The sequence below is a fragment of the Egbenema bharatensis FJBBOT/2019 genome (assembly GCF_048077055.1).
GTDB classification, from domain to species: domain Bacteria; phylum Cyanobacteriota; class Cyanobacteriia; order Elainellales; family Elainellaceae; genus Egbenema; species Egbenema bharatensis.
This window is the reverse complement of record NZ_CP182236.1, coordinates 3063030-3080000: the sequence shown is the minus strand read 5'-3', so window position 1 is coordinate 3080000 and position 16971 is coordinate 3063030. Positions and strand designations below refer to the sequence as shown.

Annotated in this window: 11 protein-coding genes, 2 rRNA genes and 1 pseudogene (1 of these 14 cut by a window edge); 9 read left to right on the top strand and 5 right to left on the bottom strand. The window is 49.7% G+C overall.

Annotated elements, in window-relative coordinates; genetic code table 11:
* From ACM1PF_RS14235 to ACM1PF_RS14210, 6 genes are all read left to right on the top strand, one after another.
* A 23S ribosomal RNA gene (locus ACM1PF_RS14235) occupies positions 1-2542 on the top strand (it extends 341 nt beyond the left edge of the window).
* Between the two features lie 74 nt (positions 2543-2616).
* Positions 2617-2733, top strand: a 5S ribosomal RNA gene (gene rrf, locus ACM1PF_RS14230).
* Positions 2734-2832: 99 nt separating this feature from the next.
* The gene (locus ACM1PF_RS14225; RefSeq protein ID WP_416675618.1) at positions 2833-3030 is read left to right on the top strand and encodes a hypothetical protein; all 198 of its coding nucleotides are present in this window, start codon (positions 2833-2835) and stop codon (positions 3028-3030) included.
* An 86-nt stretch (positions 3031-3116) separates the two neighbouring features.
* Positions 3117-3950 (top strand): prolipoprotein diacylglyceryl transferase, encoded by an 834-nt coding sequence (gene lgt / locus ACM1PF_RS14220; protein WP_416675616.1) that lies wholly within the window; start codon positions 3117-3119, stop codon positions 3948-3950.
* Positions 3951-4285: 335 nt separating this feature from the next.
* Positions 4286-5104 (top strand): hypothetical protein, encoded by an 819-nt coding sequence (locus ACM1PF_RS14215; RefSeq protein ID WP_416675613.1) that lies wholly within the window; start codon positions 4286-4288, stop codon positions 5102-5104.
* Positions 5105-5188: 84 nt separating this feature from the next.
* Positions 5189-6088, top strand: a complete 900-nt coding sequence (locus ACM1PF_RS14210) for an IS982 family transposase (RefSeq protein ID WP_416670324.1) — start codon at positions 5189-5191, stop codon at positions 6086-6088.
* Between the two features lie 358 nt (positions 6089-6446).
* On the opposite strand, the gene ACM1PF_RS14205 is transcribed toward ACM1PF_RS14210, so the two are convergent.
* Together ACM1PF_RS14205 and ACM1PF_RS14200 are read right to left on the bottom strand one after the other, a co-directional pair.
* Entirely contained in the window at positions 6447-6995 is a 549-nt protein-coding gene (locus ACM1PF_RS14205; RefSeq protein WP_416676647.1) for a peroxiredoxin, read from the bottom strand.
* A 194-nt stretch (positions 6996-7189) separates the two neighbouring features.
* Positions 7190-7912 (bottom strand): fasciclin domain-containing protein, encoded by a 723-nt coding sequence (locus tag ACM1PF_RS14200; RefSeq protein WP_416675612.1) that lies wholly within the window; start codon positions 7910-7912, stop codon positions 7190-7192.
* 250 nt (positions 7913-8162) lie between these two features.
* On the opposite strand from ACM1PF_RS14200, the gene ACM1PF_RS14195 reads away from it, so the two are divergent.
* A complete protein-coding gene (locus ACM1PF_RS14195; protein WP_416675609.1) occupies positions 8163-8966 on the top strand; it encodes a glutathione S-transferase family protein in 804 nt (267 codons plus the stop codon).
* Positions 8967-9158: 192 nt separating this feature from the next.
* The gene (locus ACM1PF_RS14190; RefSeq protein ID WP_416675607.1) at positions 9159-10757 is read left to right on the top strand and encodes a cation:proton antiporter; all 1599 of its coding nucleotides are present in this window, start codon (positions 9159-9161) and stop codon (positions 10755-10757) included.
* Here the strand turns inward: ACM1PF_RS14190 and ACM1PF_RS14185 are convergent.
* Together ACM1PF_RS14185 and ACM1PF_RS14180 are read right to left on the bottom strand one after the other, a co-directional pair.
* Positions 10723-11430 (bottom strand): potassium channel family protein, encoded by a 708-nt coding sequence (locus ACM1PF_RS14185; protein ID WP_416675605.1) that lies wholly within the window; start codon positions 11428-11430, stop codon positions 10723-10725. The two genes, ACM1PF_RS14190 and ACM1PF_RS14185, sit on opposite strands and share 35 nt — an antisense overlap.
* A 203-nt stretch (positions 11431-11633) precedes the next feature.
* Positions 11634-12347, bottom strand: a complete 714-nt coding sequence (locus ACM1PF_RS14180; protein WP_416675602.1) for a potassium channel family protein — start codon at positions 12345-12347, stop codon at positions 11634-11636.
* A 594-nt stretch (positions 12348-12941) separates the two neighbouring features.
* Here ACM1PF_RS14180 and ACM1PF_RS14175 point away from each other — a divergent pair.
* Positions 12942-13130 (top strand): replication restart DNA helicase PriA, encoded by a 189-nt coding sequence (locus ACM1PF_RS14175; RefSeq protein ID WP_416675600.1) that lies wholly within the window; start codon positions 12942-12944, stop codon positions 13128-13130.
* Between the two features lie 235 nt (positions 13131-13365).
* Here ACM1PF_RS14175 and ACM1PF_RS14170 read toward each other — a convergent pair.
* A pseudogene (locus ACM1PF_RS14170) lies at positions 13366-16305 on the bottom strand (AMP-binding protein); the annotation flags it as partial.
* Between the last annotated feature and the right edge of the window lie 666 nt (positions 16306-16971).

Genomic DNA, 16971 nt, shown 5'->3' with positions numbered 1-16971 from the left:
GAGGTGAAAGTCCTGTAGTCGAAAGCTTAACGCATCTAGCTGAATCCCGAGTAGCTTGGGGCACGTGGAATCCCAAGTGAATCCTCGAGGACCACCTCGAAAGGCTAAATACTCCTGTGTGACCGATAGTGAACCAGTACCGCGAGGGAAAGGTGAAAAGAACCCCGGGAGGGGAGTGAAATAGAACATGAAACCGTTAGCCTACAAGCAATCGAAGCCCGATTAAACGGGTGACGGTGTGCCTGTTGAAGAATGAGCCGGCGACTTACAGGGTGTGGCAGATTAAGCCGAGAATGGCGAAGTCAAAGCGAAAGCGAGTCTGAAGAGGGCGTGATGTCACATTTTGTAGACCCGAACCCGGGTGATCTAACCATGTCCAGGATGAAGCTTGGGTAAAGCCAAGTGGAGGTCCGAACCGACTGATGTTGAAAAATCAGCGGATGAGGTGTGGTTAGGGGTGAAATGCCAATCGAACCCGGAGCTAGCTGGTTCTCCCCGAAATGTGTTGAGGCGCAGCGGTCGTGATTATAGTCTGGGGGTAAAGCACTGATTCGGTGCGGGCTGCGAGAGCGGTACCAAATCGAGTCAAACTCTGAATACCAGATGGACACACGACCAGTGAGACGGTGGGGGATAAGCTTCATCGTCAAGAGGGAAACAGCCCAGACCACCAGCTAAGGTCCCCAAATCACAACTAAGTGATAAAGGAGGTGGGAGTGCAGAGACAACCAGGAGGTTTGCCTAGAAGCAGCCATCCTCGAACGAGTGCGTAATAGCTCACTGGTCAAGCGCTCCTGCGCCGAAAATGAACGGGGCTAAGTTGTGTACCGAAGCTGTGGGATATGTCTATCGATATATCGGTAGGGGAGCGTTCTGTACGAGTAGAAGCGTTAGCGAGAGCAGGCGTGGATTGTACAGAAGTGAGAATGTCGGCTTGAGTAGCGCAAACATTGGTGAGAATCCAATGCCCTGAAATCCCAAGGGTTCCTCCGGAAGGCTCGTCCGCGGAGGGTTAGTCGGGACCTAAGGCGAGGTCGAAAGACGTAGTCGATGGACAACGGGTCAACATTCCCGTACCGATTTAGCGTTGTGAAGAGGGACGGAGAAGGCTAGCACAGCCGCAAGATGGTTAGCGGTTCAAGCGTACGAGGTGAAGAGGGACGGCGAAAACGTCCTGAGCTGAGGCGTGAGTACGAGGGGATACGTCCCCGAAGTGTGTGAGGTCAAGCTTCCAAGAAAAGCTCTAACCACGATAACGTTAAATTGCCCGTACCCGAAACCGACACAGGTGGGATGGTTGAGAATACTAAAGGGCGCGAGATAACTCTCTCTAAGGAACTCGGCAAAATGGCCCCGTAAGTTCGCAAGAAGGGGTGCCCCTCGCAAGGGGGGTCGCAGTGAAGAGATCCAGGCGACTGTTTACCAAAAACACAGGTCTCCGCGAAGTCGCAAGACGAAGTATGGGGGCTGACGCCTGCCCAGTGCCGGAAGGTTAAGGAAGTCGGTTAGCTTCGGCGAAGCTGGCGACTGAAGCCCCGGTGAACGGCGGCCGTAACTATAACGGTCCTAAGGTAGCGAAATTCCTTGTCGGGTAAGTTCCGACCCGCACGAAAGGCGTAACGATCTGGATGCTGTCTCGGAGAGAGGCTCGGCGAAATAGGATTGTCTGTGAAGATACGGACTACCTGCACCTGGACAGAAAGACCCTATGAAGCTTTACTGTAGCCTGGTATTGGGTTCGGGCTTTGCTTGCGCAGGATAGGTGGGAGACGTTGAAGCATCTCTTGTGGGAGGTGTGGAGTCAACGGTGAGATACCACTCTAGCAAGGCTAGAATTCTAACTTCGTACCGTTATCCGGTCGAGGGACAGTATCAGGTGGGCAGTTTGACTGGGGCGGTCGCCTCCCAAAAGGTAACGGAGGCGCACAAAGGTTCCCTCCGGCTGGTTGGAAATCAGCCTGAGAGTGTAAAGGCATAAGGGAGCTTGACTGTGAGAGTGACAACTCGAGCAGGGTGGAAACACGGTCTTAGTGATCCGACGGCTATGAGTGGAAGTGCCGTCGCTCAACGGATAAAAGTTACTCTAGGGATAACAGGCTGATCTCCGCCAAGAGTTCACATCGACGCGGAGGTTTGGCACCTCGATGTCGGCTCATCGCAACCTGGGGCGGTAGTACGTCCCAAGGGTTGGGCTGTTCGCCCATTAAAGCGGTACGTGAGCTGGGTTCAGAACGTCGTGAGACAGTTCGGTCCATATCCGGTGCAGGCGTAAGAGCATTGAGAGGAGTCCTCCTTAGTACGAGAGGACCGGGAGGAACGCACCGCTGGTGTACCTGTTATCGTGCCAACGGTAAACGCAGGGTAGCCAAGTGCGGAGCGGATAACCGCTGAAAGCATCTAAGTGGGAAGCCCACCTCAAGATGAGTGCTCTCATGGCGTTAAGCCAGTAAGGTCACGGGAAGACGACCCGTTGATAGGCGTTAAGTGGAAGCGTGGCAACATGTGAAGCTGAGGCGTACTAACAGACCGAGGGCTTGACCTCAAGGTGAATCATTTCTGTTTTATCTATCTGACAAGCTATGCAGCCTTCTGGGTTTTACTAACCCAAACCGTATTCCTGGTGTCTATGGCGGGGTGGAACCACGCTCATCCATCTCGAACTGAGTTGTGAAACGCTCCCGCGGCGAAGATAGTCGGAGGGTCGCCTCCCGCAAAAATAGCTCGATGCCAGGGTGTTAATCAAAAAGCCTTCTCTATTAACGAGAGGGCTTTTGTTTTTTATAGTTTTCTATCCAGGGATAGAGCAATCAGAGAGCTTGCTATGTATCCATAATGAGTCGTTTAGAACGATGCCGGATTCAACTGCAAGAACAAGCCATCCGGAATGGACTCACCCACCTATTTCGTCGCTACTTTACAGGTGAAATGCTGCTGCAAGAGGTCGATCGGGCACTGTATCGGGCGAAAGCGGCGGGACGGAATCAGATCCAACGGGGGTGCGATCGCGCTAATCCAAAATCCCAACCCTGAGATTCCAAACAGTAGTATGGTGTACCGTAATGATGGCAGATTCTTTGTCTCGATTCCTCTTCTATTCATTCTTTCTCCCCTGACCTATGTACCCACCCGTTGACCCAATTATCTTTGAATTTGGTCCGATCGCCCTACGCTGGTATGGTTTGCTCATGGCAACCGCCGTTCTAGTTGGTTCCACGATCGCCAGTCGGGAAGTGGCACGACGTGGGCAAAATCCTGAAGATTTCTGGGATATGTTGTTCTGGGTATTGATCCCAGCCTTCATCGGAGCGCGGTTGTACTACGTGTTTATTCAGTCTCCGCGAGATGGTAATGGTATTGGTCGCTATCTGGAAAACCCAATCGAAATTTTTCAGATTTGGACAGGCGGAATTCACATTTTTGGAGCTTTTATTTTTGGTGGAATTGCCCTCTGGCTTTACTGCCGGATTCGTCGTTTGCCCGTACTGGTATTTTTAGACTCCATCGCCCTGTCCCTGCCCCTGGCTCAGGCGATCGGCCGATGGGGAAATTTCATTAACCAGGAACTCTACGGTTCACCCACGACTTTACCCTGGGGCTTACGCATTGATCCCCAACATCGAATTGGCCCGTACCGTGATTTAAATACTTATCCTGATAGCACCCACTTTCATCCCCTGTTCCTTTATGAATTTTTGTGGAACGCGATCGGGTTTGTCATTTTGTTTTGGATTTCGCGTCGATTTAATACGCAACTCAAGGATGGAGATATGACGTTACTGTATCTCCTCTGGTATCCGTTTGGTCGATTTTTTATTGAATTTCTCAGAACGGATTCCTGGTTCTTTCCAGGTACGCCGTTCAATATTGTTCATATTCTTTGCGCCATTTCCGTGGTGCTTTGCGCGGCTGTCCTTTACTTACGCCATCGTCGCACTGAACTCGTTAGATAAATTTAGATAAATCAAGATTTAGCACTCCTAAAGCATGAGTCTTTGAACTGGATCTCTGCATCTTTAGTCAGAAGTTCAATCGACTCACTCTTTGGAGAGAAGCAATTGAACTCTGCAAGTCTTAACTTAGTCTTAATGCAGTAAACCAAGGGACATTGCCTGGAACAAGCGATCGGCAAAGATTGGCTAAGGACTGGGCGACAGAGTGCCAAGGAATTTCTGCGCGGTCAAGTGCCGTTTAATAATTGCCAATTCTGGCATATGGGTTCAGGTGAGTTGTGAATGCATTCATTGAACCCCGTGCCACAAAGCTTATGCATAGGAGGAAATCAAATATGGCAAGTAACAAGTTGAAAAAGTTGGGTGTTGGAACTCTAAGTATGGCATTGCTGACTGCCTTCGTTGCAGCCTGTGCTCCCCCACAAACTGAAACCGATCCGCAAGCTGAACAACCCACGACGGAACAGCCCGCTGATCCTGGTGCAGTAACCCGAGAAGACGTTGCTGAAGATTATGAAGAATTAATTGGTCAAACTGTTACGATCCGTGGTGATATTGATGAACGGCTGGCTGACAACGTTGTACGGATGGGTGCTGGCAACCTGTTTGGCGGCGAAGATATTATCGTAGTTCTGCCTGACAACTTTGTCTTGCCTACCGAAGAAGGTGATGCTGACGATATTGCAGTCGATCGAATTCAAGTCACTGGGCAGGTACAGCGTTTCACCGCAGCAGAAGCTCAACAATACAACATTCCTGAGGATGAGATCGGTCAGGATGAAGATCGTCCAATGATTCTGGCGGACACCGCAGCCCTATCTCCAGACACGGGTGAACTGTCTGATAACCCAGAACTCTTCTTTAATCAGACCGTTGCTGTTGAAGGCGATCTAGAAGAAATTGGCCCGAATGCTTACCGTTTGGGTGGTGGTCTAACGGGTGGCGATATTCTCGTAATCAGCGATCAGCCGCTGCAACAGTTAATCGATCAGGGTGACGATCTGGTCATTACTGGAGAAGCTCGTCAGTTTGATATTGCTGAATTCCAACAGCAGTACAACTGGGATGCCGAACTTCAACAAGAAATTACCGAAAATTATGGTGATAATCCGGTAATCGTAGCGCAGGAAGTCTTCCCCATTGAAGAACAGTAATCCTTAATTACGTCTAATGTGAATTGGACAAAAAGGTGGGAGAGGTTGAGAATCGAAGTACCACCTTTGAAGCTCACCTCTCCCATGACTAGCATAGACTTTCCCAGCCTGATGACCACCATTTTTGTTCTGGTAGACGATTGGTATCGCCAGCAGATTGCACCGTTAGACTGCCCCCGACCAGGAGTACAAGCGCAATTGAGTGATAGCGAAATGCTGACCTTAGCACTGCTGATGGACTATCTGCCCTTTCCGGGTGAAACCCAGTTTCTCGGCTTTATGCGTGCCAACTATCTCTGCTGGTTTCCACAGTTGTTGGATCAGAGTCAATTCAATCGGCGCTTACGCCAATTAGATGGGATGCTGGAATCACTGCGACGCAGTTGGGTCGTGGCATTAGGAGCGACCCAGCAAACGCATCTGCTGGTGGACACCAAACCGATTCCCGTACTGGGACTCAAGCGGGACAAGACACGCAGTGATTTTTCTGGCAATGCAACCCCTGGCTATTGTGCGTCGCGCCAGATGTATTACTTCGGCTACAAACTCGCCTTACTCAGTACCTGGAACGGGATTCCGATTGCCTATGATTTAGTCCCAGCCAACACCGATGAGCGGGTTGCCATTGAGTCGCTCTTAGCGGTCGCCCGAGGGTGCACCATCTACGGTGACAAGGGGTTTATCGACCAGGACTGGCAACTCCAAGTGCAGCAGCGCACCGGCAATCAGATTTGGACTGTCTTGCGCAAAAATCAGAAACAGCAGCATCCCCCATCCCTCAATCGCTTCATCTCCAAAGTGCGTCAGCGCATTGAAGGGGTGTTTCATGAAATTCAAAACACTGGACGTAACCCCGAACGCTTGCTCAACAAGACCGTAGAGGGCTTTTGTGTCCACATTGCAGCTAAACTGGCAAGCCATACCCTGCGGTTATTGCTCAAACAGCAGTTTGGCATCCATGTGTTAACCTTCCAACAGTCTTAAACTGCTCTGTCTAATTCACATTAGGCGTTAATTGTGAAGATAGGGAATATTGCTTAATGTAGTATCTCCCTCACAAGCAGCAAAAATCGATCGCTCCTCTATGTCTGGTTCAAAAAGGGGGGCGATCGATTTTTTGCTCAGGATCATGAATTAAATAACCAGCACAATGCTCTACTTGACGGACTGGGCGGACAAGATGCCACTCCACAAGAAGTTTCAGAATTTCGTCGGGTGAGTATTGCCCATAATGGTTCAACCGACAAAACTACAGCGTTTTGGTAGGCATCATCTACCTCATAGGAATGCCTACTCAAATATTGCCGGAGTAATCACTTTTCTAGTCTTGAGATCTATCACCCTAAACCGCTTGCAGCTCATCTAAAGTTGCCAACACCTCAGGACTGTGAATGGCTGGATTGACTCCCAAAAACCGGAATCGCATGACTCCATCTGGATCAATGATGTAAGTATGCCGCAGGGACATAACTCCTAACCAGGAACCGTACGCTTTACTGACAGAACCATCCACATCTGCAAGCAGCGGGAATCTCAGCCCTTCAGAATCACAAAATTCAGCGTGAGACTCCACATCATCTACACTGATTCCTAAAATTTGAGTATTTCTGGCTCGATACTTCGGTAAATCTTGCTGAAATCGCCGCGCTTCCAGCGTACAGCCAGAGGTGAAATCTTTGGGGTAGAAGTAAACCACCACCCATTGCCCCCGGTAATCAGATAGGGAAATTTCGCCCTCTCCGGTATTCGTGGGTAGCGTAAATTCTGGCGCAGGCTGATCCAGAGGCGGTTGGGGCCCACCTAACGCATGGGCAGCCGGGACAACAGCAAAGGAAATGACAAAAGTCAGGCAAGCAGCGATTAGCAACCGGACGCAGGCACGACGGGACATCATAGGGGCAGGAAAAAAATAGCTTAACAGGTCAATTCATACTTCATATAAGTTTACAAACATTAGGGGTTGATGGCAAAGGGAAGGATTTCTATAAACAAAAGAGAACGCAGACTGCTGAATGAGCCTGCGTTCCAACGGTAGAGACTAGGAGTTTGGGGAAGATCAAAAAACAGAGTTGTGATTGCCGACGCTTACTGAAGCAATGCAGGAGGTAGGATGACGCGATCGATCACGTGAATCACACCGTTGCTTGCCAGGATGTCTGCTTCAACGACGTTGGCTTCGTTGATCATGACCGCTTCTCCGCCAACCATAACGTTAACGGTGCTCCCTTCAACCGTTTCGACTTCACCGGACTCTAGCTGATCAGAAGTCACCGTACCGGGAACCACATGGTAGGTCAGAATTTGAATCAAAATTTCGCGGTTTTCAGGCAGCAGCAGTTGCTCCAGGGTGCCTTCAGGCAGAGCGGCAAATGCTTCATCAGTAGGAGCAAATACCGTGAAAGGCCCTTCACCAGCCAACACTTCAGCTAATTCGGCTTCCGTCAGAGCTGCAACTAGCGTATCGAAAGCACCACTTGCAGCAGCGATGTCTACGATCGTGCCGTCTACAGCAGCAATTTCATCAGTTGCTTCAGACTCGATAGGAGCTTCTGCTTCAACAGGGGTTTCTGCCTCAGCCGGAGCTTCTGCTTCAACAGGGGTTTCCGCTTCAGGCATTTCGACCGCTTCAGTCGGAACCACCATATCCGCTTCTGCTTCAGGCGTTACCATTTCTTCTTCCATTGCATCCACAGCAGGTTCCATAGGAACTTGAGCGGCAGCGGGCAAGGCTATAACAGCACCGGCAACAACAGCACCAACCAGACCCAGAGTTTGTTTCACCAGATTCACAGAGTTCATGTTCTTCATTTCGTGTGTTCCTCTTCCCCTTAATAAAGGATTAACAAACTTAGTCCTACGTATTATGACGCTTTTGTAAAGATTTGATCACTTTATTTTAATAGGAAGTTTCTATAAGCTATAGAAACTTGATTGATAATTCAAACCTAAATTCGGGAACATTGCAATTCTCATCCTTGGGGCAGAGACAATACACTCCTTAACCAGGCTAGTCTGATATGCTTTGTCCGGAAACGGATGCCAATTCAGGAGATGCAGAATGCTAGAGCTACATCAATTTGAACTATCTCACTACTGCGAAAAAATTCGCCTGATTTTGGATTACAAGGGATTGCCCTACCGCAAGGTTGAAGTGACACCCGGCATTGGTCAACTGGATGTTTATCGCCTATCCGGTCAGCGACAGGTACCCGTCTTGAAGGATGGGGCAGAGGTGATTGCCGATTCCACTGCGATCGCCCTGTATCTGGATCAAAAGTATCCCGATCGCCCAATTTTGCCCGCCGACCCCCAACAACGGGCCCTTTGTCTGCTGATGGAAGAATGGGCCGATGAGTCGATTGGTTTGAATGCCCGCAAGATGATGTTATGGGCGTTTAGCCAAAATCCGGACTTTCGCGCGGCGGCCCTTCCGACCAACACCCCCAGCTTTCTCAAGTCTTTAGTGGAAGCTGTACCCCGTGAGGCACTGGACTTGCTGGGTTCAGGAGCTGGATTTGGCTCAGATTCAGTGCGATCGGCCCGACGGGCAATGGAGCAAACCCTGGATTCCCTGACGACTCTACTAACCGATCGCCCTTATTTAATTGCTGAGTATCCTACCCTGGCAGATTTTGCGGTGGCTGGACTAACGATGTATGCGAAATTTCCAGCGGGTCTTTACCTGCAAATTCCCGAAACGCTTAAGGGGAAAGGTGTACCTGGACTGGCAGATAATCCTAAATACCAACCTTTCTGGGAATGGCGCGATCGGCTGTATCGAGAGTATCGCCAAACATCAATTCCCGTGGGAACGACTCCTGGCACGACTGCCTCTGGCCCCACCTCTATCAATATTGAATAGCACCCTCCCAAAACTGCCGTATCCGTAGCGCAGGCTTCCAGCCTGCCTTTCCCCAAAACTTGTGACTGCAACTACCTTCCCCACATGGATTGCCGCTCCGATGGGGATATTCAATCATTAGACCCGATCGCCAGATCAGCCTTCGCAATCTAGAACACGCTAGAGCCAAATGGTCTGACGTAAAATTTTTCTATGGAAAATCTTTTTGCCCAAAATGGTGTAGTCACTACTCCTGGAAGCGGTGAGGTGACTGGCTTAGTAACTACTTTAATTATTTTGCTCCTGGTGGCGACGGGGGTTGCCCTGATCACAAGACGGTTGCGAACTCCCTATGTCACGGGATTGGTGCTGGCTGGGCTGGCTGTCACTGAACTGCTACCTGGACAGGTGGGGCTAGATCCAGCTCTGGTATTAAACCTGTTCTTGCCGATTCTGATTTTTGAGGCTGCAATTAATACGGATATTAGCCGCCTCCGCAGTACCTTTAAGCCGATCGCCCTCCTGGCTGGCCCTGGTATTTTTCTGGCTTCCGCTATTACCGCTGTTTTGCTGAAATATAGCCTTGGCTTTGACTGGATACCGGCCATGTTTGCGGGAGTGATTCTAGCCATTACCGATACCGTTTCAGTCATTGCAGTCTTTAAAGAAGTGCCTGTCCCTTCGCGGCTGTCCACGATCGTAGAGGGAGAAAGTTTATTCAATGATGGTGTTGCCCTGGTGTTATTCGGCTTGATTGCCAATGTTTACACTCTGGGATCGATCTCCTTCCTGGAAGGGCTACAGCAGTTAACGGTTGTCATGGTCGGCGGGACATTAGTGGGATTAATCTTTGGCTATTTAAGTGTTGGCTTATCCCGCCAGTCTGATGATGCCCTGAGCGATATTTTGTTAACCGTTGCCGTTGCTTTGGGAGCGTTTCAGACGGGACAGTTTTTAGGCGTGTCGGGTGCGGTTGCAGTGGTTGTCGCTGGGTTAGTCTACGGTAATCTGGGTATCGCTCGGAATGTTTCTGCAACGGCCAAAATCACCATTCTCAGTTTTTGGGATTATGCCGGATTTGGAGTCAATACGTTTATTTTTCTATTAATTGGGCTGGAAGTTGACCTGATTACGCTCTGGCAAACGTTACCGCTAGTTTTAGTGGCCATTTTGGTTTACCAAGCGGGACGGGCCTTAACGATTTATCCATTACTGGCGTTGCTGCGACTGTTCGATCGCCCGATTCCGATTAAGTGGCAACACGTTTTATTTCTGGGTAATGTCAAGGGTTCCCTGTCGATGGCCCTGGCCCTCAGTATTCCTCTGGGGCTACCCGGACGAGAACAGGTGATTCCCCTGATATTTGGCACTGTGCTGATGTCATTGGTCGGACAGGGATTGAGTCTGCCGTGGCTGGTTAAACGGTTGAAATTATCCGGCATCTCTGGCATCAGACAGCAGGTGGAAGCATCCCAAATTCAGCTGATTGCGGCCAAAGCAGCCCAGGATGAACTGGATAATTTACTCAAATCGGGGGTGTTACCCAAAGCCGTTTACGAAGAACTTCGAGCGGCCTATCAAGCCAGAATTGCTTCCTCTGAACGACTATTGCGCGATCTGTATAACCAACGAGCACAGACCTTAGAGAATGGAGACGATCGCACTAAACTTGATGCCATTCGACGACGGTTACTGCTGGCGGAAAAGGGAGCCGTCAACGATGCGCTTCGCAAACGCATGATTTCCGAAGATTTGGTACAAACCTATATCAAAGACCTCAATGAGAAACTTCTAGCGTTGGACGATGACTAGAACAAATTCCCATGTAGTCGATCATTTGACGCACCAATCCCGGTTTCGTCACCACCAGAATCGTTGAGCCAGCATCCAATCGCGTGTTGCCATTCGGAATAACCAGATCGGCGCAGACATGACACTGATAGCCGATGATCAGGGAGCCAGTGGGGAATTTGGGATCCTGGGCAATCTCAGCGATGGTGCGTCCGGCAATGTAGCAATCACTGGGCACAGGCAGCTTCAATACTTCGACCTGCCCTTGCTCAAAGTGCATCATCGATTCCACTTCGGGATATTCCAGGGCATTCACCATCGTAGTGATTGCAATATCCAATGTGCTGATCACATGACTGGCTCCAGCAATCCGATAGGGTTCCAAAAAGTCTCGCTCACTCATCCGAACCACAATCATCGGCACGCCGTATCGCTTAGAAAGAGTTACTAGAGCCAGGTTCATCGCATCGCTGCTGAGGGTGGCAGCCACTGCATCGGCCTTGCGAATTCCCGCTTCATCTAACACCGTTGTACTGACGGCACTGCCTTCAAACGCCATCACTCCCACCTTTTCGCGGGCATACTGACAGGCGATCGGATCCGTATCCACCACTGCAACCGTGTGTCCCATTTCCAGAAGGGCTTGGGCTAACCGCAACCCCATCATTCCGGCTCCACCAATCAACACATACATGGCTTACTTTGCCTCGCTTGTTGACAATCTATCAGCAGATCCATAAAAACAGGGTTCATGACCGTCAGGAAAAAACTCTATTGTGAGTGATCCCTATCCGCTCTGAACCCTTTAACCTTCTGATGAAATGCATCAGACCGATTATTTTCTTACTTTCTATTCTCGTCGATTCACAACCACTTTTACAGAATTCTTCCCATCAACTATCGATAAAGCATTTCTACTTTTGGTAATCGATCGCCAGGACAATGCTGCAAGAAATCGATCACCTGATGCAGCGATTGCGGCTGAGTCGCCACCAAGACCGTTGAACCCGCTTCAAGTACGGTATCTCCATTGGGAACCATCAGATTCATATGAGGATGAGACTGATAGCCGATAATTAGGGAATTTTCTGGAAATTGAGGATGTTGAGCAATTTCTGAAATCTTTAACCCCACAACATCACACTTTTCGGGAATGGAGAGCTTAAGAATTTCAATTTGCCCTTGCTCAAAATGCATCATCGAATCGACTTCGGGATATTCGATCGCCCTCACCATTGTCGAAACACCCAGATCCACCGTACTGATAATGTGATGAGCCCCAGCAATCCGCAACGGTTCAGCAAAGTCCTTATGGCGCATCCGGGATAGGATGTGCGGCACACCAAAATGTTTGGACAAGGCCACCATTGCCAGGTTCAAAGCATCATGACGCAAAACGGCTGCCACCGAATCTGCCTTCCGAATGCCTGCGGTTAAAAGCACTTCCGTGCTAACCGCACTGCCCTCAAACGCCATCACACCAAACTGATCGCGGGCTTGACGACAAGCAGCAGGGTCAATATCAATAATGGCAACTGTATGTCCAAGTTCCAGTAAGTCTTGAGCCAAACTGAGACCCACTAATCCAGCTCCACCAATCACTATATACATGCTTGCCCTCCTTTCACGTAGGTCTGCTGCTTCACAAAGTCACTTTAGCTCAATGCTCGTTGAATCCGCACGGGGCTTGAACATCGAACGAATGGTCATTTGGCAGCTTCAACAAAATCCCCGATCGCATCAGGAGAATGCAAATTTAATCACCTGAAATTCTTGTGGGGTAGGCATCTTGCCTGCCCAGTCAACGAAGCAGAACTGTGAACAGGTTATTTAATTCACGATTCCAACCATCAAAAAGCAGCCTCAAACATCTCAGAGTTTTAACGGCAGGAAATGAATTTAACTAAGTTTTAAGCTTGAAATTCGCCCTTTTCGGCGTGAGATGCGATCGCCTCTCTAATTAAAATTTTCATAAAGAATTCGCTGGGGATCGCCCATTTGTCAGTGATCCCCACACTTTCTTTAAAAGAACTCAGGTTGCATTCTTCAGGAGAGGCTGACATAATCTATTACGAAGTCTTAACTAAAACCTGCCCTTTCTCAGAAACGTTTTCAAGATACAACAAGATACGATTTGTTCGTTTTTTGCTGATTTAATTTCTGCTGATTTAACGCTGTTGAGTTAACCCATCTTTAAACAATTCTATGTTAGAAACCACCGAAACCACACAGTCTGTCCGTTGTCCGAACTGCGGCAGTATGGCGGAGCGGGAATATATTGTTAGTAGTCAAGTGGTACAAACTCAGTGTCCCGCCTGCGATTACTTGATGGTTTTGTGTTCCCGTACCAACAAAGTAATTGAAGCCTACGCCCCTGGAATTCCAGTCCGCTAAATTGCCTTACGGTAAATCAACATGGACGATATCCGTAGCGCAGGCATCTTGCCTGCCAGTGAAATATCCGTAGCGCAGACATCTTGCCTGCCGGTGAGATGTTCGTAGTGTAAATGTAAAATTGGGATACATCCCAGGTAGCTTGCGCTACGGATATCGATCGATTTGCACCAAAATGGGATCCTCCCGATGAAGCGTTCATTAGGAGGATCCTATTTTTTGGATTCGCAGATTACAAAACTGCATCCATATAAGCCTGCATTTCTTCCGCCATCACCTGCACGTTTGGCTCTTGCAGCATACTGGAGTGCCCCCCTGGCATATCGTAGACGCTGACCTTTTCAGCCCGCTCCTGCCATCCCAACAGTGGATCGCTGTAGATTTCGCCATAGGGAGTATCGTCAATCATCGTGCCATCAAATACACTGCTCTTTTGGGTCGCCCGAAACAGCAGCACTTCTCCGGCGTAGGGAGCTTCCGGCACATACTCCTTCTCGGCAAACTTGAGCGCCGTCCGCACTGGGATATTTCTCAGAAAAGCAGGTAAAGGCCATCCTCGATCGAGATAGTACCGGAACAGCTTCATCTGCAACTGCGATCGCATCACAGCACTTCTGGAAGTGACTTCGTAGACGAGCAGATTAATGATCTTAGTCCAGATGATGTTCAGCAGGAAGACCCACTTGTGGAAGAAGCCAAGCTCCTGACTTTGCTTAAGCGACTTCGAGAATCCATCCATCCGTTGACCTGTAATGAACCCAGGTCGAATTGTAGCTTTAACATCGGCGGCATCAATCAGGGCGATCATCTTCACTGTCTGTCCTGCTTTTCGCAGTTTCCGAGCCACCTCAAACGCCAGGAATCCGCCAATGCAAAGCCCACTCAACAGGTAGGGGCCCTCTGGTTGCACCGATCGAATTTGCTCCGTGTAGTAATCCACCATTTCGGTCAGGCGAGTATGGAGAATTGGGAAGCCATCCTGGCTGCGAGGTTGAATCCCATAGACGGGATGATCGGGCTTCAAGCAGAAGGCTAACTGGCGATACAGCAGCGTTTCACCCTCTCCGTCGTGGATAAAGAAAATCGGAGGTTTGGAGCCACCTTTTCTCAGTAAAACGATCGAGTTATGAATATCGGAGGGTTTCGATTCCTTCAGAACGTTTGCGAGTTGGGCGATGGTTGGTTCAGTCAGCAGGGTACTGAGGGGCAACGCCTTACCAAATCCCTCCTCGATTTTCACCATCAGGGCGATCGACTGAAGCGAATCCCCACCAATCTCGAAGAAATCATCATTCACGCCGATCGGACTGATGCCCAGCAACGTTTCCCAAATTTCGGTCAGTTGCCGTTCGTAGTCATCCCGTGGTGCTACAAAGGAACGAAATCCCGCCAGATCTTCCTGGGTTGGAGCGGGTAATGCCTTGCGATCGACCTTCTGGTTGACGTTCACCGGAAGCGCATCCAGCATCACAAAGGTACTGGGAACCATGTAGTCGGGTAACTTTGTTTGCAGATAGCGACGCATTTCCGCCCGATCAGGCGTTTGAGCTGGTTGGGGAACAACATAGGCCACCAGGCTTTTTTCACCGCTGATGCCCAACTCCCTGGCCACAACCACGGCTTCCCGCACCCCCGGAGCCTGCCGCAGCACTGACTCAATATCCCCCGGCTCCATCCGAATCCCCCGCAGCTTGATTTGATAATCCGAACGCCCCAGAATTTCCAGGTCGCCCTCCTCATCAAACCGGCCCAGATCCCCCGTTCGGTAAAACCGTTGACCCTCGATCGTGATGAACTTCTCCTGGGTCAGGTCTTCTCGGTTCAGGTAGCCCTGCGTAATCCCCTCTCCACCAAAGTGAATTTCCCCAATCACGCCAATCGGAACTAAATTCTGATAAGGATCTAGCAGGCGGACTGAGACATTGTTAAAGGGTTTTCCGACTTTGGTTCTAGTGATCATTCGATCGCGGAGTACGGGATAGGTACAGCCCATGCAGCTAATTTCACTACAGCCATAGATCACATAGACCTCAGCATTGGGAAACACAGCCTTCATGGTTTCCAGCAGATCCGCCGGAACCATATCGCCACCAGAGGAGACGTGCTTCAAATTTTTAAAGGTTTCACTATCAATCCCTAATTCTTGGATAAATGCCAGCAGCTTCCGCCACAGGCTCGGTGACATATGCACCACGGTGACTTCCTGTAGGGTTTGCACCATGCGTTTAAAGTCCAGGATATGATCGCGGTCAACAGCACCAGGGTTCCCCCAGCCACCAGAGGTGTCCATAGTTCAAACATGGTGATGCTGAAGGTGAAGCGGGCGATCGACGGCATCACATCCTGGCTGTCAAACCCATATTTTTCTTGCGCCACCCAGATGTAGTTAATCAAATTAGCATGGCTGGCCATCACCCCTTTCGGCTTACCCGTGGTTCCAGAGGTGTAGATAATATAAGCCGTTTGCTCCAGCGCAATGTAGTGATTGGGATTATGATCCGGCTGCTGCTGAAGGGTTTGCCCCATTTGATCTAGGCAAAGGACAACCTTGGCCATGGGCGGCACGATCGCCTGGAGATGGGACTGGGTAAGTAACACCTGGGGCTGCGTATCTTCCAGCATGGCAGTGAGTCGATCCACTGGATGGCTCGGATCCAGGGGAACATAGATCCCACCTGCTTTGAAGATCGCCAATAGTCCAATCAGCACATCCAGTGACGGCTCCATACACGAAGCCACTTTTACGCCAGGTACAACCCCTAATTGATTTAAGTAGTGAGCGAGCTGATTCGCTTTCTGGTTGAGTTCTGCATAGGTTATCTGCTGATCGTCATAGGTAATGGCAACCTTAGTAGGACGCTCTACCGCATGGCGTTCAATGATTTCAAAAATCGGGCACTGGGGATAACGAACGGACAAGCTGCTCCACTCCGCCTGCATTTGTTGCACCTCCGCAGGGGTCAGCAGCGGCAATTCAGCCACGGAGCGATCGAGGTCAATCACACAGCCCTGCACCATTTGCGCCAGATGATCCGCCAACCGTTCGATCGTTTGCCGCTGAAACAAATGAGTGTTGTAAACCAGACGAGCTTTAATGTCCAGACCATCATGGATCACCTGTAGGTGCAGATCGTATTGACCCGTCTGAGGAAAATCGGCAGCGGATGTTGTCCAATCCAACGCCAGACTATTTGAAAAGGCAATTTGCTGATTGTAGGTAAACGCAACCGATGCGCAGGAAACCTGGGAACCCACAGCAGGTAAAGCCTGGAGATTAGCCAGCCGTTTAGAAATCTGCTGCATCAGCGATCGCATCGGCAGCTCACCCGAAACAGTGGGCGCAATTCTGACCGTTGGGAAATTGCTCACCTGATTGATCCAAAAGGCACAGTCCAGATCAATCAACTCCTGCTGAGTGTATCGATGCAGTAAAGCAGTAAATGTAGAGAGAAATAAAGAAGCAGGAGTAATCCGATCGAGGGATGACGGTTGGTTGAAAAACAGCGACAGTGAATCAGAGAAGGCACAGTCAACGTGGGCAGCCTGATAGGGAGTGAAGGCGAGCTTGCGAAAATCGTAGGGTAACGACAGTTTCGATCGATCGTCTGTGAGAGTAGTTGTTTGCATCGGTGAATCAACATGGGTAAGCACGAGGGAATCGTTGGTGAGATGCATAGACCCAGCTACTTCTAGAGACAATTCAAGACTCATATATGATCTCAACTGAGAGTTTCAAATAGTTGATCAGCCTGAATGTGAGATTGCGAACACTGCTTCAGAATCCGCAAAGTTACACAAATACTCATTCCATCTAAGTAATCTTCAGCGCTGATGGGTAGGA